16 protein-coding genes are annotated in these 17,206 nt (G+C 72.3%); 5 read left to right on the top strand and 11 right to left on the bottom strand.

Going from position 1 to position 17,206, the window contains the following annotated elements; all coding sequences use genetic code 11:
- Complete coding sequence (locus ACGFW6_RS23835) at window positions 1-429, top strand: hypothetical protein (RefSeq protein WP_393513253.1); 429 nt, start codon at window positions 1-3, stop codon at window positions 427-429.
- Window positions 430-465: 36 nt separating this feature from the next.
- On the opposite strand, the gene mug is transcribed toward ACGFW6_RS23835, so the two are convergent.
- Together mug and purB are read right to left on the bottom strand one after the other, a co-directional pair.
- A complete protein-coding gene (gene mug / locus ACGFW6_RS23830; RefSeq protein ID WP_393513250.1) occupies window positions 466-1,011 on the bottom strand; it encodes a G/U mismatch-specific DNA glycosylase in 546 nt (181 codons plus the stop codon).
- A 13-nt stretch (window positions 1,012-1,024) separates the two neighbouring features.
- On the bottom strand, window positions 1,025-2,467 hold the full coding sequence (gene purB / locus ACGFW6_RS23825; RefSeq protein ID WP_393513247.1) for an adenylosuccinate lyase: 1,443 nt from the start codon (window positions 2,465-2,467) through the stop codon (window positions 1,025-1,027).
- 328 nt (window positions 2,468-2,795) lie between these two features.
- On the opposite strand from purB, the gene ACGFW6_RS23820 reads away from it, so the two are divergent.
- On the top strand, window positions 2,796-3,761 hold the full coding sequence (locus ACGFW6_RS23820; RefSeq protein ID WP_393513244.1) for a hypothetical protein: 966 nt from the start codon (window positions 2,796-2,798) through the stop codon (window positions 3,759-3,761).
- Between the two features lie 99 nt (window positions 3,762-3,860).
- On the opposite strand, the gene ACGFW6_RS23815 is transcribed toward ACGFW6_RS23820, so the two are convergent.
- From ACGFW6_RS23815 to ACGFW6_RS23785, 7 genes are all read right to left on the bottom strand, one after another.
- Window positions 3,861-4,643 carry an SGNH/GDSL hydrolase family protein gene (locus tag ACGFW6_RS23815; protein WP_393513241.1) on the bottom strand — a complete coding sequence of 261 codons (783 nt, stop codon included), beginning with the start codon at window positions 4,641-4,643 and terminating at the stop codon, window positions 3,861-3,863.
- Between the two features lie 82 nt (window positions 4,644-4,725).
- Complete coding sequence (locus tag ACGFW6_RS23810) at window positions 4,726-5,739, bottom strand: hemolysin family protein (RefSeq protein ID WP_393513238.1); 1,014 nt, start codon at window positions 5,737-5,739, stop codon at window positions 4,726-4,728.
- Window positions 5,736-7,076, bottom strand: coding sequence for a hemolysin family protein (locus ACGFW6_RS23805; RefSeq protein WP_393513234.1), 1,341 nt, complete (start codon window positions 7,074-7,076; stop codon window positions 5,736-5,738). Before ACGFW6_RS23805 ends, ACGFW6_RS23810 begins: the two co-directional genes overlap by 4 nt.
- Before the next feature lie 143 nt (window positions 7,077-7,219).
- Window positions 7,220-7,684, bottom strand: a complete 465-nt coding sequence (locus ACGFW6_RS23800; RefSeq protein WP_393513231.1) for a GNAT family N-acetyltransferase — start codon at window positions 7,682-7,684, stop codon at window positions 7,220-7,222.
- 56 nt (window positions 7,685-7,740) lie between these two features.
- Complete coding sequence (locus ACGFW6_RS23795) at window positions 7,741-8,646, bottom strand: LLM class F420-dependent oxidoreductase (protein WP_393513228.1); 906 nt, start codon at window positions 8,644-8,646, stop codon at window positions 7,741-7,743.
- A 46-nt stretch (window positions 8,647-8,692) separates the two neighbouring features.
- A complete protein-coding gene (locus ACGFW6_RS23790; RefSeq protein WP_393513225.1) occupies window positions 8,693-11,266 on the bottom strand; it encodes an ABC transporter permease in 2,574 nt (857 codons plus the stop codon).
- A gap of 3 nt (window positions 11,267-11,269) precedes the next feature.
- A complete protein-coding gene (locus ACGFW6_RS23785; protein ID WP_393513222.1) occupies window positions 11,270-12,094 on the bottom strand; it encodes an ABC transporter ATP-binding protein in 825 nt (274 codons plus the stop codon).
- Window positions 12,095-12,293: 199 nt separating this feature from the next.
- On the opposite strand from ACGFW6_RS23785, the gene ACGFW6_RS23780 reads away from it, so the two are divergent.
- A complete protein-coding gene (locus ACGFW6_RS23780) occupies window positions 12,294-12,533 on the top strand; it encodes a toxin-antitoxin system HicB family antitoxin (protein WP_393513219.1) in 240 nt (79 codons plus the stop codon).
- A 4-nt stretch (window positions 12,534-12,537) separates the two neighbouring features.
- Window positions 12,538-12,912: a fic family toxin-antitoxin system, toxin component gene (locus ACGFW6_RS23775; protein ID WP_393513216.1), complete on the top strand. Its 375-nt coding sequence runs from the start codon at window positions 12,538-12,540 to the stop codon at window positions 12,910-12,912.
- Between the two features lie 41 nt (window positions 12,913-12,953).
- Here ACGFW6_RS23775 and ACGFW6_RS23770 read toward each other — a convergent pair whose 3' ends face one another.
- Window positions 12,954-13,640 carry a class I SAM-dependent methyltransferase gene (locus tag ACGFW6_RS23770; protein ID WP_393513214.1) on the bottom strand — a complete coding sequence of 229 codons (687 nt, stop codon included), beginning with the start codon at window positions 13,638-13,640 and terminating at the stop codon, window positions 12,954-12,956.
- A 100-nt stretch (window positions 13,641-13,740) separates the two neighbouring features.
- Window positions 13,741-14,427, bottom strand: a complete 687-nt coding sequence (locus ACGFW6_RS23765) for an esterase/lipase family protein (RefSeq protein WP_393513211.1) — start codon at window positions 14,425-14,427, stop codon at window positions 13,741-13,743.
- A gap of 118 nt (window positions 14,428-14,545) precedes the next feature.
- Here ACGFW6_RS23765 and ACGFW6_RS23760 point away from each other — a divergent pair, with 118 nt between their 5' ends.
- On the top strand, window positions 14,546-17,113 hold the full coding sequence (locus ACGFW6_RS23760; RefSeq protein WP_393513619.1) for a LuxR C-terminal-related transcriptional regulator: 2,568 nt from the start codon (window positions 14,546-14,548) through the stop codon (window positions 17,111-17,113).
- The last annotated feature ends 93 nt before the right edge of the window (window positions 17,114-17,206 follow it).

Genomic DNA, 17,206 nt, shown 5'->3' with positions numbered 1-17,206 from the left:
ATGAACATCGCGCGGCACATCGCCCTCATCGACGAGTTGTGCTCCCGCCCGTTCGTGGCGGAGCGCAGCCCGCGGGAGGGCGGCGAGAGCGGACCCGGGTACCACCTCGCCGTGTTAGAGAGCGGACACGGCGACTGCGGGACACGGGAGTCGACGGTCGAGCAGTTCGAGAAGGATCGCGACGCCCTCCACGAGCCGCTCGCCGCCCGGTGGGGAGAGGAGCCTGCGTGGAACGGCCAGACGACCTTGCTCCGCACCGCGCAGGAGCAGATACCCGAGCCCTGGGCCCTGCTCAGCAAACGCGCGCGCGTGGCCTACGTCTGGGAAGCGGTGGGCACGGGCCGCTGGGTCGCGGTGGCCGTCGCCGACCGTGACGAGGCCGACGACGTCGAGCTCATAGCCGTGGTCACGGAGGTCGACCCGCCGTGACCACGGTGCCCCGCCCTCCGTCGTGACAGCGCGCGGTCAGTCCTCCGCCGCCACCCGCAGCCGCCCGAACTCCTCCGCCATCGTCGCCGCCGTCCAATGCGCGTTCAGCCCGCTCGGGTTCGGCAGGACCCACACGCGGGTGCCCCCGATCGTCCGCTCCTGCGGACCCACCCGGGCCTTGCGCTCGTCGAAAGCCGCCCGGTAGGCGGTGACCCCGACGACGGCCAGCCAACGCGGCCGCAGCGCCGCCACCTTCGTCGCGAGGAACCGCCCGCCCTCCCGGTACTCCTCCGCGCTCAGCTCGTCCGCCCGTGCGGTCGCCCGCGCGACGACGTTCGTGATGCCGAGCCCGTACGAGAGCAACTCCTCCTGCTCCGACGGCTTCAGAAGCCTCGGTGTGAAGCCGGACAGATGCAGCACCGGCCAGAAGCGGTTGCCGGGGCGGGCGAAATGATGGCCGGTCGCCGCCGTCATCAGACCGGGGTTGATACCGCAGAACAGCACCTGGAGGCCGTCCGCGACGACATCCGGGACGAGTCGGTCACGGGCGGCCTCCAACTGCTCCGGAGTGAAGCGAGTCATGCGGAGACCGGGGTCAGAGGATGGCCCCGGGGGTGTAACCGGCGGCCTCCGGGCGCTGCTTCACGATCTCCTCGACGCGGCCGACCACGACGCCGACCTGGTCGGCGGCGGCACCCGTGAAGGACAGCTTGTCGGCCATCAGCGCGTCCAGCTCGGCACGGTCGAGCGGGATGCGCTCGTCGGCGGCCAGCTTGTCGAGCAGTTCGTTGCGCTCGGCACCCTGCTCACGCATCGCCAGCGCCGAGGCGACGGCGTTCTCCTTGATCGCCTCGTGCGCGACCTCACGGCCGACGCCCGCGCGCACCGCGCCCATCAGCACCTTGGTGGTGGCGAGGAAGGGGAGGTAGCGGTCCAGCTCACGGGCCACGACCGCCGGGAACGCACCGAACTCGTCCAGCACCGTAAGGAACGTCTCCAGCAGGCCGTCCAGCGCGAAGAACGCGTCCGGCAGTGCGACGCGGCGCACCACCGAGCAGGACACGTCGCCCTCGTTCCACTGGTCGCCCGCCAGCTCGCCGGTCATCGAGGCGTAGCCGCGCAGGATGACCATCAGGCCGTTCACGCGCTCGCAGGAGCGGGTGTTCATCTTGTGCGGCATCGCGGAGGAGCCGACCTGGCCCGGCTTGAAGCCCTCGGTCACCAGCTCGTGCCCGGCCATCAGCCGGATCGTCTTGGCCAGCGAGGACGGCGCCGCCGCCAGCTGCACCAGCGCGGTGACGACCTCGTAGTCCAGCGAGCGCGGGTAGACCTGGCCGACCGAGGTGAACGCCTGCGAGAAGCCCAGGTGCCGGGCGATGCGGTCCTCCAGCTCGGCGAGCTTCGAGGCGTCCCCGCCGAGCAGGTCCAGCATGTCCTGCGCCGTGCCGACCGGGCCCTTGATGCCGCGCAGCGGGTAGCGGCCCAGCAGCTCCTCGACGCGGCCGTACGCGACGAGCAGCTCGTCGGCGGCGGTCGCGAACCGCTTGCCCAGTGTCGTGGCCTGCGCGGCGACGTTGTGCGAACGGCCGGCCATGACCAGCTCGGCGTACTCACCGGCCAGCTTGCCCAGACGCGCCAGCACGGCCACCGTGCGGTCGCGCATCAGCTCCAGCGACAGCCGGACCTGGAGCTGCTCGACGTTCTCCGTGAGGTCGCGCGAGGTCATGCCCTTGTGCACGTGCTCGTGCCCGGCGAGGTCGTTGAACTCCTCGATGCGCGCCTTCACGTCGTGCCGGGTGACCTTCTCGCGCTCGGCGATCGAGGGCAGGTCGACGGTGTCCAGGACACGCTCGTAGTCGGCGATCGCCTCGTCCGGCACCTCGATGCCGAGGTCCTTCTGGGCCCGCAGTACGGCGAGCCAGAGCCGGCGCTCGAGCTTCACCTTCTCCTCGGGGGACCAGAGCGTGGCGAGCTCGGTGGAGGCGTAGCGTCCGGCGAGGACGTTCGGGATGCGGGGCTTGGCGGGCGCAGAAGTCACGTGTACGGAGTTTACCCGGCGTCCCGAGGGCCCCGGTCGGCGCCGCCGGACGGAGCGGCCCAGGTCAGCGGCGCTCCGCGCACGCCCCTCCCACCGGTCCCGCGAGAAGGACGGAATCGGCGCGGGCGATCGGGTGAATTACCTGTCCGTCCACGCGTCCCGGTTTCCTGGGGCCTCCACATTTCGTTCATAGTCTGCAAGTCGTGGCGAGTTTTGAGCGCGCGGCATCCCGACTCCTGCGACGAACCAGCCCATCCCGGTGATCGACACCGTCGCGTCAATGACCGACGTCGGCTTCCCCATTTCGCCCGAGAGAAAGAAAACGAGAATGCGACAGGCTCTGACCAGGGGATTGATCGTGGCCGCCGCCGCGACCAGCGCCCTGTCCCTGTACGGCACATGCGCGTCCGCGGCCCCACGCGTGCAAGGGGCCGTGGTGAACTCCGCCGCCGCGCTGCCGGGCCATTCGAACCCCTGGGACTCGGACGGGCTGAACCAGCTGGACGAGAAACTCGACGACATGCACGAGAAATTCGGCGAGGCGCACGAGCGAATTCAGGAGGCGAAGGACCGGATCAACCAGCATCTGCCGCGGCCCGCTTCCAGCGGAACCATGTCGGGATACGGCGACTCCGGCTACGGCACCGACGCGCCCAGCGCCCAGGGCTACGGCTCCGAGAAGCCCGCCGACCACGGCTACGGCTACGGCTCGGAGAAGCCGGCCGACCACGGCTACGGGTACGGCAGTGACAAGCCCGCCGACCACGGCTACGGCTCGGAGAAGCCGGCCGACCACGGCTACGGCTACGGCAGCGAGAAGCCCGCCGATCACGGCTACGGCTACGGCTCGGAGAAGCCGGCCGACCACGGTTACGGGTACGGCAGCGAGAAGCCCGCCGACCACGGTTACGGGTACGGCAGTGACAAGCCCGCCGATCACGGCTACGGCTACGGCTCGGAGAAGCCGGCCGACCACGGTTACGGGTACGGCAGTGACAAGCCCGCCGATCACGGCTACGGCTACGGCTCCGAGAAGCCGAGCGACCACGGTTACGGTGACGAGCCGAGCGACCACGGCTACGGGCCCGACGACGAATGCGGCTACGGCCACGGCTACGGCTGTGACACGCCCACTCCCGCCCCCACGCCGACCAAGGCGCCGGAGAAGCCGCACATGCCCGACACGGGCGTCGGCGCCGAGAGCGTCATCGGTGGCATCGCCGCCAGTGGGGCGCTGCTGGTCGCCGGAACGCTGATGTACCGGCGCAGCCGGGCCGCGTCCCGTCGGGCGTAGCCCCGCGGTGCCGTAGTGCACAGGGCGTCGGCGGTACGACCCCGTAGCGGTCGTGCCGTTCGGCGCCCTTGGGCGTGCGGGGGTCCGCGAACGCCGGACCTACGCCGCCGGGCCCTCGTAGGGCAGCAGTTCCGGGCGCTTCGCCGGCATGCCGTCGCCGGACGAGCGTCCCGTCAGCCGTCGGCCTATCCAGGGCAGCAGGTGCCGGCGCGCGAACTGTGCGTCGGCGACCCGCCGGGTGACCCAGCCCGGCGGCAGCGTGGCCGGCATCGGCGCGCGCCACTCGGTGTCCTCGGGGTCGTAGCCGAGCCCCTGCCAGACCGCCTCGGCGACCCGGCGGTGGCCGTCGGCCGTCAGATGCAGCCGGTCCACGTCCCACATGCGGGGGTCGCTCAGCGAAGCGGCGCCGTACAGGTCGACGACGACCGCGCCGTGCCGCCCGGCCAGCTCGTCGACGCAGGAGAACAGCTCCTCCATGCGCGGTCGGAACCGCTCCAGGACCGGGCCCTGCCGCCCCGGGCTGCGCATCAGCACCAGCTGCCGGCACGCCGGTGCCAGCTTCTCCACCGCCTCCTCCAGCAGGCCGCGCACCCGCCCCATGTCGCACTTGGGCCGCAGGGTGTCGTTGAGGCCGCCGACGAGGGTGATCACATCGGCGCCCATGGCGGCCGCCACGTCGACCTGCTCTTCGACGATCTGCCCGATCAGCTTTCCGCGCACCGCGAGGTTGGCGTACCGGAAGCCGGGTGTGCGGGCGGCCATCCGCCCGGCGAGGAGGTCCGCCCAGCCGCGGTAGGAGCCGTCGGGGAGCAGGTCCGACATGCCCTCGGTGAAGGAGTCGCCGACCGCGACCAGGCTGCTGTATGTGGGGTTCGTCTGCATGGCGACGCACATGCTATCCCGGCTCCATACCCATCGGTCGGTCGGGCGTCGGCCGGGCTCACCCGCCGGCCGGGCGCGGTGCTCAGGCCCGCTGCCCGAACAGCTTCCGCAGCACGTCCTCCATGGTCACCAGCCCGGACAGCAGCCCGTCGTCGCCGAGCACGGCCGCCACGTGCGTCCGGCTGCCCCGCATCGCGGTCAGCACGTCGTCCAGCGGTGTGCTCTCCCGCACCCGGGCGATGGGCCGCATGTCCGTCACCTGGAACGGGATGTCCGATTCGGGGGCGTCCAGCGCGTCCTTCACATGCAGGTAGCCCACGATCCGGCGTCCGTCGTCGACGACCGGGAAGCGGGAGAAGCCCGACTCGGCGGACAGCCGCTCCAGCTCCTCCGGCGTGACGCCCACGCGCGCGTAGACGACGCGCTCCAGCGGCAGGACCACGTCACGCACCGGCCTGCGGCCCAGTTCCAGGGCGTCGTGCAGCCGCTCCCGCGCCCGCTCGTCGATCAGGCCGGCCTCACCGGAGTCGCGCACCAGCCGTGCCAGTTCGGCGTCCGAGAAGGTCGCCGTGACCTCGTCCTTGGTCTCGACGCGCAGCAGCTTCAGCAGCGCGTTGGCGAACGCGTTGATCGTGAAGATCACCGGCCGGAGCGCCCGGGCCAGGGTGACCAGCGGCGGTCCGAGCACCAGGGCGCTGCGCACCGGCTCGGCCAGCGCGATGTTCTTCGGCACCATCTCGCCGAGCAGCATGTGGAGGTAGGTGGCCAGCGCCAGGGCGATCGCGAAGGAGATCGCGCGCCCGGCCCCTTCCGGCACGCCGACCGCGTGGAACACCGGCTCCAGCAGATGCTCGATTGCCGGTTCGGCGACCACACCCAGCACCAGCGTGCACAGCGTGATGCCGAGCTGCGCGGCCGCCAGCAGCGCCGACACGTGCTGCAGGCCCCACAGCACGCTCTTGGCGCGCCGGTCGCCCTGCTCGGCGTACGGCTCGATCTGCGAGCGGCGCACGGAGATCAGGGCGAACTCGGCGCCCACGAAGAACGCGTTGACGACCAGCGTCAGGAAGCCGATGAACAGCTGTACGGCGGTCATCGCCCCTCCTCCGTCTCACTCTCGGCGGCGTCGTCGAGCGGCGCGTGCAGCAGTACCCGCGCGGCCCTGCGCCCGGAGGCGTCGACGACGTCGAGCTGCCAGTCGACGACCTGGACACGGTCACCCACGGCGGGGATGTGGCCGAGTTCGCTGGCGACGAGGCCGGCCAGGGTCTCGTACGGTCCCTCGGGCGCCCTCAGGCCCACGCGCGCGAGCTGGTCCAGCCGGGCGGATCCGTCGGCGGAGAACAGGGCCCGGCCCTCGTCGTCGCTGCCGGCGGGGGCGAGGTCGGGCGTCTCGTGCGGGTCGTGTTCGTCGCGGACCTCGCCGACGACCTCCTCGACGATGTCCTCCAGCGTGGCGACACCGGCCGTGCCGCCGTACTCGTCGATGACGACGGCCATGGTGCGCTTGCCCGACAGCCGGTCCAGGAGCCGGTCGACGGTGAGCGTCTCGGGGACGAGCAGCGGCTCGCGCATCAGCTCGGAGACGGAGACGCGGGGCCGGCGGTCGGCCGGTACCGCGAGGATGTCCTTGATGTGGGCGGTGCCGACGACCGAGTCGAGGCTGCCGCGGTAGACGGGGAACCGGGACAGCCCGGTGGCCCGGGTCGCGTTCGCCACGTCCTCGCAGGTCGCCTGGGCGTCGAGGGCGACGACCTGGACCCGCGGAGTCATGACGTTCTCGGCGGTCAGATCGGCGAGGTTCAGGGTCCGTACGAACAGCTCGGCGGTGTCCGCCTCCAGGGCGCCCTCGCGGGCGGAGTGCCGGGCGAGGGCGGCCAGCTCCTGGGGGCCACGGGCCGCCGCCAGCTCCTCGGTGGGCTCCACGCCGAAGCGGCGCACGATGCGGTTGGCCGTGTTGTTCAGGTGCGTGATGAAGGGGCGGAAGACCGCGCTGAACCAGCGCTGGGCGTTGCCGACCCGCTTGGCCACCGCCAGTGGCGAGGAGATCGCCCAGTTCTTGGGCACCAGCTCACCGACGACCATCAGGACGACGGTCGACAGGGCCGTGCCGATCACCAGCGCGACCGAGCTCGCCGTCGAGCGGGAGATCCCCATCGACTCCAGCGGGCCCGCGAGCAGCGTGGCGATCGACGGCTCGGCGAGCATGCCGACGACCAGGTTGGTGACGGTGATGCCGAGCTGTGCGCCGGAGAGCTGGAACGTCAGGTTCCGTACGGCCTTCAGGGCGCCGGGGGCGCCCCGCTCGCCGCGCTCCGCCGCCCGCTCCAGCTCGCCGCGCTCGACGGTGGTCAGCGAGAACTCGGCCGCGACGAAGGCGCCGCAGGCGAGTGACAGCAGGATGGCCACCAGAAGGAGGAGCACTTCGGTCATCGGGTCACCTCCGTCCCATGGTCGGACAGGGTGGGGAGGATCGCTCGATGTCTGCTACTGGGAGGCTCGCCCATGGGCGGACGCTCACACCTTTCGTGGAAGGGCCGAAGTGGTTCCCCAATAGTAAAGGACCGGCAAAGCGGTCAGTCCGTGAGTGGCTTCACCCACCGCCGCCAGTGCTCCTCGGGCGTATACCCCGCCGCGCGCCAGGCATGATGCGCGGTTTCGTTCCGCCTCAGCACCATCGCGTCGCCCCGGCGCCCGCCGAGCCGTACGAACCGTTCCTCGGCGGCGGCGAGCAGCGCCGCGCCGATGCCCCGGCGGCGCCGCTCGGGGTGCACCGCCAGCCGGTACAGATGGCACCGCCAGCCGTCGAAGCCCGCGATCACCGTGCCCACCAGCTCACCGTCCGTCCCCCACTCTCGACCGCCCTCGGCCGGCGTGGGGACCCCGATGGCCAGGATCAGTGCCTCGGGGTCGCGGCCGACCAGTGCTTCCAGGCCGGCCCGGTCGTCGCTGATGCTCGTGCCCTCGGCGGCCGTCTTCCAGAAGGCCAGGACGGCGTCGAGGTCGTCGGCCGTGGCGGCCCGTATCCGCGGATCAGTCATGCGGTGATCCCATCACGGCATGCGGTGGCGAAAGCGGAATTCCACTATCCGGACGGTCACTTGCCGCGCAACCGCTCGATCACCGGCGCGAACGCTTCCATGTACGGCTCCAGGACGGTCAGGTACGAGAACCCGTACCGCTCGCGCTGGGCCAGCACCTGTGCGGTGATCTGCTCCAGGGTGCCCGTCAGGAGAATGGGCAGGGCCAGCGCCTGCTCCAGGGTCAGCTCGGGCACCCGGTCGAGGAGCGGCTGGACCACGGCCGCACGGTCCTGGGTCACCGTCACCATCTGGACGAGCAGATTCAGCTCGGCCGGCTCGGCACGGTCGGCCGCGAAGCCGCGGTACCGGGCCACCCGCTCGTCGAGCCCCTCGGCCGTGACGGGAACCAGCCGCCCGGTCGTGCTCTTCGGGTCCGGGAACGCGCCCCCGAACGCCGCGATGTCGGCGTGCTCGGCGGTCAGCCGCAGGACCCGGTCGCCGTTGCCGCCGATCAGCAGCGGCACCCGCGGCTGCTGCGCGGGCCGCGGCTGGTACGACTCGGAGCCCAGCAGCCGCTGAAGCTCCTCGACCGCGTGCCGCAGATGGTCCACGCGCTCGCCGGGAGTGCCGAAGGGCAGCCCGGCCGAGTCGTGCTCCGCCTGTACGTAGCCCGCGCCCAGCCCGACTTCGAGGCGCCCGCCCGTCAGCGCGTCGGTGGTCGCCACCTCCCGGGCGAGCAGCGCCGGGTTCCACAGTCCCGCGTTCAGCACGAACGTGCCCAGGCGTGGCCGTTCGGTCGCCTGCGCCGCCGCGACCAGGGCCGGGAACGGTGCGGGCATGCCCAGGTGGTCGGGGACCAGGATCACGTCGTAGCCGAGCTCCTCGGCCCGCCGGCACTTGGCCCGCCACTCCTCGGCCGGGGCGGAGGTCATCAGATTGACGCCGAAGCGGAACGGGCGCGGGCTCACCGGGTGCGACATGAACTCTCCTCGCCTGAGGGGGACTTGAGTACCTGCCGCGATTCCATCACTCGTGCGCGATGGCCGCCAGCACATTCATGCGCGATGCACGCAGCGCGGGCAGCAGCGCCGCCACGACCCCCACGACGGCCGAACCGATCACCACCGCGACGAGCGTCCACCACGGGATGGCCAGCGCCGTCATGCCCTGCAACGCCAGTACCTGCTGGGTGCACACGCCCCACACCAGACCCAGCGCGAGCCCCAGGACCGCGCCGAACACGGCGATGACCACCGACTCCAGCCGGATCATCCGACGCAGCTGCCGGCGGGCCAGTCCGATGGCCCGCAGCAGCCCGATCTCCCGGGTGCGCTCCACCACCGACAGGGCGAGGGTGTTGACGACACCGAGCACCGCGATGATGATCGCGAGCCCGAGCAGGGCGTACACGAGGTAGAGCAGCACGGCGATCTGGTCGTGCACCAGGTCCTTGTAGTCGGCGATGTCGCGGACCTGCACCTGCGGGTACGGGTCGAGCGTCTTCTCCAGTCCGGCCCGCAGGTCGTCCGGGCTCGTACCGGCGGCGGCGTTGACGTACACGGCCGCGTCCTGGCCGCCCGGCGCGTACTTCTGGAGGGTGGCCAGACCGAAGTAGATGCCGCCCTGGCTGCCGAAGCCGTCGGCGGACTCCTGGTCGGTGAGCGCGCCCACCGTCAGCTCGGCCGTGCGGCCGCCCTGGAACTCGACGGGGACGGTGCTGCCGACGCGTACGCCGTGGTCCTCGGCGAAGTCCTTGTCCATCGCCAGATGCCCGGCCGCGAGCGCGGCCGCGGAGTCGCCCCGGGCGTAGGTGATGTTGGCGACCTTGTCGAGCTGCGGCTCGTAGGCCGCGGCGGTCGTCTTCACCCGGTCGCCGTCGGGGAGACGCACGGCGATCGTGGTGAACTGCGAGCGCACGACCAGCCCGACGCCCTCGGTGTCGCGGATCCGCTCGGTGATCTCGCGCGGGAACGGCACGAAGTTGCTGTTCTGCACGACGAAATCGGCGCCCAGTGTCTTGTCGATCTGCTGGTCGAACGACTTGGTCATCGAGGCACTGGCCACCGACATGCCGCCCACCAGCGCGAGGCCCACCATCAGGGCGGCCGCCGTGGCGCCGGTACGGCGCGGGTTGCGCAGGGCGTTGCGCTGGCTCATCCGGCCGATCGAGCCGAACAGGGCGGGGAAGGAGCCGCCGAGCACCCGGATCACGGGCCGGACGAGGAGCGGCCCGGCCACCACCGTCGCGATCAGGGTCAGCAGCACGCCGAGGCCCAGCAGGGACGCCGCGGACGACGTCTTCGACGCCACGGCACAGCCCACCAGGGCCGCCGCTCCGGCCGCCCCGATCACCGCGCCGAGGATCGCGCGCAGCCGCAGCGGCCGCCCTATCTCCGCGATCTCCGCGTCCGCGAGAGCCGCCATCGGCGAGACACCCGCCGCGCGCCGGGCCGGGAGGTACGCGGCCACGAAGGTGACGCCCAGGCCGACGACGTACGCGGTCACCGGCGTGCCCCAGCCGACGACCATCTCGTCCGTCCGGATGTTCATGCCCAGCAGACCCATCAGCTCGATGAGTCCGACGGCCAGCCCGATACCGGCCGCGAGGCCCGCCGTCGAGCCGACCAGCCCGAGCAGCAGCGCCTCCGTCAGCACCGAGCGCCGCACCTGGCGCCGGTCCGCGCCGAGCGCCCGCAGCAGGCCCAGCTCGCGGGTGCGCTGGGCGATCAGCATGGAGAAGGTGTTGACGATGAGGAACACACCGACGAGGACCGCGACCCCGGCGAAGCCGAGCATCACGTATTTGATGATGTCGAGGAACCCGCCGAGCTGCTCGACGTCCGACTCGGCCTGCTCGTCGGCGGTGCGCAGTTCGTAGGCGCCGCTGTCGGCGCCGAGCGCGTCGGCCACGCGCCGCTTGAGTTCGGAGTCGCTGACACCGTCGGCTGCGTCGAGGGTGATGCCGGTGGCGCCCTTCGGGTCGCCGATCAGTCGGGTCTGCGCGGTCGGGGTGTCGAAGAAGACCAGCGCCGCACCGGGGTTGGTGGTGGTGAAGGTGACGATGCCGACGACCTCGACCGGGAAGGAGCCCTCCTGCCCGATGACCGTCAGCCGGTCGCCGATGCGCACGTCCTTGTCGTCGGCGGTGTCCGCGTCGATCAGCACCTGCCCGTCGCCCTTCGGGGCGTGGCCCGAGGTCAGTTCCACCGGGCTGCGCTCGGTCGGGTTCCAGGCGGTGCCGATGGTGGGGGCGCCCGTGGTCGGGCCCACCGACTCACGGTCCTTGTCGACGACGGTGAGGCCCTCCACGTCCACGTCCGCGCGGGCCGCCGCGACGCCGGGCACCCTCGCGAGGCGGTCGGCGAGCGAGGCCGGCAGGGTCAGCGTCTGTCCCGAGGGGATCGTCTCGTCGAAGGTCTCCTTCGGGGTGACGGTGACATCGGCGGCGGTCGAGGCGAAGAGCCGGTCGAAGGTGCGGCTGACGGTGTCCGAGAAGATCAGGCTGCCCGCGACGAAGGCCACGGAGAGGATCACCGCCAGGGCGGACAGCAGCAGCCGCCCCTTGTGCGCGAGAAAGCTCCTGAGCGTCGCCTTGAGCACCGGTCAGCCCTTCTCGGGCGGCGCCGGGGGAGGGGTCTGGTCGCTCGCCGTGGGGTTGGCGCCGGCGAACAGGCGCATCCGTTCCAGGACGGCCTCCGCCGTCGGGCGCTCCATCTCGTCCACGATCCGCCCGTCGCCCAGGAACAGCACCAGGTCGGAGTGGGCGGCGGCGCCCGGGTCGTGGGTGACCATCACGACGGTCTGCCCCAGCTGGTCGACGGCCTCGCGCAGGAAGCCGAGGACCTCCAGGCCGGCCCGCGAGTCGAGGTTGCCGGTGGGCTCGTCCGCGAAGATCAGCTCCGGCCGGGAGGCGAGAGCGCGGGCGCAGGCGACGCGCTGCTGCTGGCCGCCGGAGAGCTGGGAGGGACGGTGCTTGAGACGGTCCCGCAGTCCGAGGGTGTCGATGACCTGGTCCAGCCACTTCTCGTCGGGCTTCTTGCCCGCGATGTCCATGGGCAGGGTGATGTTCTCCGCCGCGTTCAGGGTCGGGATGAGGTTGAACGACTGGAACATGAACCCGATCCGGTCCCGCCGCAGCCGCGTCAGCTCGCGGTCCTTCAGCCCGGTGATCTCGGTGTCGCCCAGCCAGACCTGCCCCGCCGAGACGTTGTCCAGGCCCGCCAGGCAGTGCATCAGCGTGGACTTCCCGGAGCCCGAGGGCCCCATGACGGCCGTGAAACGGCCGCGCGCGATGTCGACGTCCACCGAGTCGAGGGCCAGCACCGTCGTCTCGCCCGAGCCGTACGCCTTGGTCAGACCGCGTGCGCGGGCCGCGACCCCGTCCGCCGACGCGGGGCCGGGGACGTACTGGGCTGCTGCTGTGGACAAGACCGCCTCCTCCTCGGAAGGGACACAACGACGCTCGTCCCCGCCGAGCGTAATGTGATCCACCGCACACCGGGTATCCCCCCGAGGTCCCGGTCGCTCTCCGCCCCAGGTCGGGCCCCCGATATCGGTGTAAGGGGCACCCTCACATCGCCCTCCCCAGCCCTTGCCGGTGCTAGCACTCCCACGCTAGCTTCGAAGTATGGCGAAGACCCAGTTGAACGTGAGAGTGGACGAGGGCACGGCCCGCGCCGCCCGCGAACGCGCCGTGGCCCGCGGCATGAGCGTCAATCGCTACATCGAGGAACTGGTCAGACAGGACACCGGCGAGGTCGGCCACACGTTCGTCGAGGCGGCCGCCGATTTCATGAAGCAGTACGAGTCGGTGTTCGTCGAGGAGTTCGGCCCCGACCGCGAGGGCTCGCGCGAAGGTCGCCACTGATCCGTTGAACGAACTGAACATCGACCTTGCCTGGCTGCTCATGCTCGCCGAGAAGCGGACGCCGGGGGATCCCCAGGTCACCGACTGGGGAGCCCTCGTCGCCGCCGTCGCACGCCATCAGGCCGAGATATTCGAGGTCCCGGTCTACGACAGCCCGCACGCCCGGGCCGCGTCCCTGCTCCAACTGCTCGTCCACGTCCCCGCGCTGGAGCGCTCCAACGCCCTGTTCGCCTCCGCCGTGGCCTACGCCTACCTGGTCGCCAGCGGCCTGAAGGTCGTCACCTCGCCCGAGCAGGTCCGCGACCTGGCCCGGCTGGTGAAGAGCGGCGAGGCCACGGTGCACGACATCGCGCGGGAACTGCGGCAGTGGAGCCTGTGACCCGTGTCCCGGGCGGCGACCGGACCCCGCGGAGCCGGTGACTACTCACTGACCGGCGGCCGCCAGGCCGTACCGAGGAAGCAGTACGACGAGGGGAGCGCCGGCCCGTTCTCCGGCATCATCACCTGCCGGTAGGGGCCGAGTTCGAAGCCGGCCTCCCTGAGCGAGGCGACCGGATCGCGGGACACATGACAGCCGCCGCTCACCAGCGGCCACACCGTCCGGTCCAGCGCGCGCTGCGTGAGGAGCATCGCCCGGCCGCCGCCCCGGCCGTGCTCGAAGAACCGCACGACACCGCCGGGCCTGAGCACCCGCCGCACCTCACCCAGCGCCCGCGGCACGTCCCGGACACTGCACATCACCAGCGACAGCACCGCCGCGTCGAAAGCCTCGCTCTTGACCGGCAGCGCCTCCGCCGCGCCCGGCACCACGTCCACCGGCACCTCGGCGCGCAGGGCGGAGTCCACCGCCAACGAACGCAGCAGGCGCTCGGGTTCGATGGCGACGACCTCCGAGACGGAGCTCGGATAGTGGGCGAAGTTCAGACCGTTGCCGGCGCCGATCTCGATCACCCGGCCGGACAGCCCGGCCAGCAGCCGGTCACGGATGTCGGCCATGCCCATCCGGGTCTCGGCGTTGACGCTGATCCGGGCGTAGAAACGGGCGAACAGCGGATGGTGCACGGCATCCCGTGACACCTTGCCGGAACCGGCGGACCGCAGGGCCATGGGAACCTCCCGGGCAGGAAGCGACTCACCCTGATTGTCCCCCTTACCGGGCCCGCGCACCCCCGCTGTTCGCCCGCCGGCCGTCCGGGCGTGTCCGGGCTCAGCCGATGAAGTCCCGGACCCGCTCGTACACGCCGTGGTCGTTGTTCATGTCGGTGTGCGAGATGCAGCCGACCTCGACGTTCGTCGCACCGCTCAGGATCGCGGTGGTGTCGGGCGTGAGCGCGTCGTCGCAGTTCGACCAGTAGCTGGCGTACGACACACTGCCCGGGGTCTCGTCGCCGGAGTTCAGGGAGGTCAGGAACGAGCTGCCGGTGTTCATCTCCGCGCACGAGGTGTACAGCCACGCGCACCACGAGGCGGTGGACGTGCCGTGGTTCACGCCGGCCGTCGAGACGAAGTCGTCGACGTACGACGTCCCGCCGAGGTTCTTGAGGTAGTAGCGGGCGCTGAGCGTGCCCATCGAGTGGACGACCAGGTCGACCTTCGAGGCGCCCGTTCGGGCGAGGACGTTCCTGATCTCGGTCGCGAGCTGCTGGGCGGTGGTGACGTTCGACTGGGCCCAGTCGTACGACCAGGCGTCCAGCTCGCCGGCGGCGTAGCCGTCGGACTCGAAGTAGCCGGACCAGTCGTCCCAGCTGCTCGCCGAACTGCTCAGGCCGTGCACGAAGACGACCGGGTCGTGGCCGGCCGCCTGCGCGGGGGTGGGGGAGAGGGACAGTGACAGAAGGAGCGAGGTGGCCAGGGCCGTGAGACCCGTGGCGATGCGACGCGTGGAGCGCTGCATGATGCCTCCTGAAACGTGTGGGGTTGCCAGGAGTGTCGGGCCGGGTCTACGCGCGCCGCATCGGTGTAATCGCCGGTCTTTACGATTCAAGTAACCCGCCAGTAACGTCATTTGTGTGGTGACTCCGGTGAACCCCCCACCTCTCGACCGCACTTCGCCACCGCAGAGCACGGACGCGTGGCGACGCCTCGCCGCCACCCTCCCGGAGGGCGTCCGCGTCCGCGTGCTGCGTGCCGTGTACGGCGATCCGCGCGCCGCCGCCGAACTGGTCCCGCGCCTCACCGGCCGCCAGGCGACCGGCGTCGACCCGCTCCCCACGGAGCCGTCCGAACTGGCCCCGGCGCTGCTCGGTGAACGCCGGTCGGAGATACGGGCACTGCCGGACGACACGCGCCTCCTGCTGCTGCTCGCCGCGGCCGACCAGTACCCGGTCTCCACCGACGCCTTCCTGCGCGCCGTCGTCGCGGCCCGCCTCGACACCCGGCCCCTGGACGCCGCCGAGACGGCCGGGATCGCGCACGCCGGAGCGGGCGGGGTGGCGTTCCGCGACGCGTGGACGCGGATCGCCGCCTACGAGACGGGCACTCCGGCCGACCGCCGCGACGTCCACCGGCTGCTGGCCCGCGTCCTGCGCGGCCAGGGCGAGACGCCGTCACGCTCGTGGCACCGGGGCGCCGGCGCGCTCGGCCCCAGCGGGCGGCTGGCCGCGGAACTCTCCGCCGCGGCGGGCGAGGCGGCCGGCACCGGGCGCCTGTCGGTGGCGCGGGCACTGGCGGAGCGGGCCGCCGTCCTGTGCCCCGACCCCGCCGCGCGGGCCCGGCTGACGGCCCGGGCCGCCGCGTACGCCTGGCGATCCGGCGACGGCGACCGCGCACGCCGACTGGCGTCGACCGCGGCCGACGGCGCGCTGAGCGGGGTGCTCGCCCTGCGGGCGGGAAACGCGACGGAGGCGTTCGACGCACTGCTGACGGGGGTGGCTGCGGCCGCGGGACCGGGGCCGACCCCGGGCCCGCCGCCCACCGTGACGCCGACGTCCGTCGTGCCGCCCACCGCCGTGCCGCCCACCGTGACGCCGACGTCCGTCGTGCCGCCCACCGTGACGCCGACGTCCGTCGTGCCGCCCACCGTCACGCCGACGTCCGTCGTGCCGCCCACCGTCACGCTGCCCGCTGTCACGTCGGCGTCCGTCACCCGATCGGCCGTCATCCCGTCGCCCGCCACCCCGCCCGGTTTCACCGCGTCGGCCGACACGTCCTGCGGCGTCCCCCCACCCAGTGCTTCCCCGCCGGCCGTCGTCTCATCGGCCTGTGCACCTCCGCCCGTCGCTCCGTCCAGCTCCGGCCGCCCGGCCGTCGCCTCGTCGGATGTCGCGCCCGCCGGCCACCTCCTGGCCCGCGCCACGGAGGCCGCTCTCTACACCGGCGACGTACGGCGTCTGCGTGAGGCCGCGAGGAGTGCCGATCGGCTCGGGGTCGTGGCGCCGGGGACGCTGGGCGGGCTGGTGGCCGCGTTCGAGGGGCGCTACGCGGACGCGCGTGACCTGCTGAAGTCGGCCGCCGGGCGGTGTGGTCCCGGTGGTGACCCGACCGTTCTGATCCATGCCGCGATCGCCGCCCTGCTCCTCGGCGACCACACCCGCGCGGCCACCGCGACGGTCCGCGCGGCCGCCTCCGCCCGGGTGCGGGGCACGCCGGTGACCGTGCCGCAGGCGATGGAGTTCCGTGCGTACGCCGACTTCTGGACCGGACGTCCCCGGGCCGGCGAGGCCACCGCGACGGACGCCCTGTGGCAGGCGCACGCCACCGGTCAGGACAACGGCGCCTGCCATCTCCAGGCCGCCCTCGCCATGTTCGCGGCGCTCACCGGGGACGCCGACGTCTGCCGCGACCGCGCGGCGACCGCACGGTCGTACGCCCTCGCCCGGGGCCTGGGCCTGCCCGCGGCCCTCGCCCAGTGGGCGCTCGCCTTCCTCGACCTGAGCAGCGGCCGGTTCGCCGCGGCGGCGGCCCGGCTGCGCGCCCTCGCCGGATTCGGCCCCGGCCACGGTCACCGGGCCATCCGGCACCTGGCCACCCCGCACTACGTCGAGGCCGCCGTCCGCACCGGTGACACCCGGGTCGCCCGCGTGGCGCACGCCGACTACGACCGCTGGGCCCGCACGGTGCTCAGCTCCGACGACCTGGCTCTCAGCGCCCGCTGCCGAGCCCTGCTCGCGCCCGGCGCGGAAGCGGTGGACCACTACCGCACGGCCCTCGACCTGCACTCCCGAGGCACCCGCGACTTCGAACGGGCCCGCACGGAGCTGCTGTTCGGCAGCGCGCTGCGCCGACTGCGCCGCCGTACGGAGGCACGCGACCGTCTGCACAGCGCGCTGGAGGCGTTCGACTCGTTCGGTGCCCCGCACTGCGCCGCCCAGGCCCGCACGGAACTCCGTGCCCTGGGCACGCCGGCCGCCCCGGCCCGGAACGCCGCCGACAGCCCGACGGCCGCCCTCACCGCCCAGCAGCTCCTCGTCGCCCGCATGGCCGCCGACGGGGCCACCAACCGTGAGATCGCCTCCCGGCTGGCCCTCAGTCCGCGCACCATCGACCACCATCTGCGAGGCGTCTTCACCCGTCTGGGCATCCGCTCCCGCATCGAACTGGTGCGGCTCCTCGCCGGGAGCGACGAGGCCGAGGCCCGCTAGACCTCGCGAAGCAAGGGCGAGTCCCGGTCGTGGACGTCGGCGCAGGGAAGGGGAGTCGTCGGTGGGGACGCCCGCGTTCCAATGGCGAGTCGG

This window comes from Streptomyces sp. Y7 (assembly GCF_043195415.1).
In the GTDB taxonomy this organism is placed as follows: Bacteria; Actinomycetota; Actinomycetes; order Streptomycetales; family Streptomycetaceae; genus Streptomyces.
This window is presented reverse-complemented; position numbering and strand designations above follow the sequence as displayed.

Coding starts and splice junctions, on each gene's coding strand:
- ACGFW6_RS23835 (WP_393513253.1), top strand. CDS start 1: ATGAACATCGCGCGGCACATCGCCCTCATCGACGAGTTGTGCTCCCGC.
- mug (WP_393513250.1), bottom strand. CDS start 1,011: ATGACTCGCTTCACTCCGGAGCAGTTGGAGGCCGCCCGTGACCGACTC.
- ACGFW6_RS23820 (WP_393513244.1), top strand. CDS start 2,796: ATGCGACAGGCTCTGACCAGGGGATTGATCGTGGCCGCCGCCGCGACC.
- ACGFW6_RS23815 (WP_393513241.1), bottom strand. CDS start 4,643: ATGCAGACGAACCCCACATACAGCAGCCTGGTCGCGGTCGGCGACTCC.
- ACGFW6_RS23810 (WP_393513238.1), bottom strand. CDS start 5,739: ATGACCGCCGTACAGCTGTTCATCGGCTTCCTGACGCTGGTCGTCAAC.
- ACGFW6_RS23805 (WP_393513234.1), bottom strand. CDS start 7,076: ATGACCGAAGTGCTCCTCCTTCTGGTGGCCATCCTGCTGTCACTCGCC.
- ACGFW6_RS23800 (WP_393513231.1), bottom strand. CDS start 7,684: ATGACTGATCCGCGGATACGGGCCGCCACGGCCGACGACCTCGACGCC.
- ACGFW6_RS23795 (WP_393513228.1), bottom strand. CDS start 8,646: ATGTCGCACCCGGTGAGCCCGCGCCCGTTCCGCTTCGGCGTCAATCTG.
- ACGFW6_RS23780 (WP_393513219.1), top strand. CDS start 12,294: ATGGCGAAGACCCAGTTGAACGTGAGAGTGGACGAGGGCACGGCCCGC.
- ACGFW6_RS23770 (WP_393513214.1), bottom strand. CDS start 13,640: ATGGCCCTGCGGTCCGCCGGTTCCGGCAAGGTGTCACGGGATGCCGTG.
- ACGFW6_RS23765 (WP_393513211.1), bottom strand. CDS start 14,427: ATGCAGCGCTCCACGCGTCGCATCGCCACGGGTCTCACGGCCCTGGCC.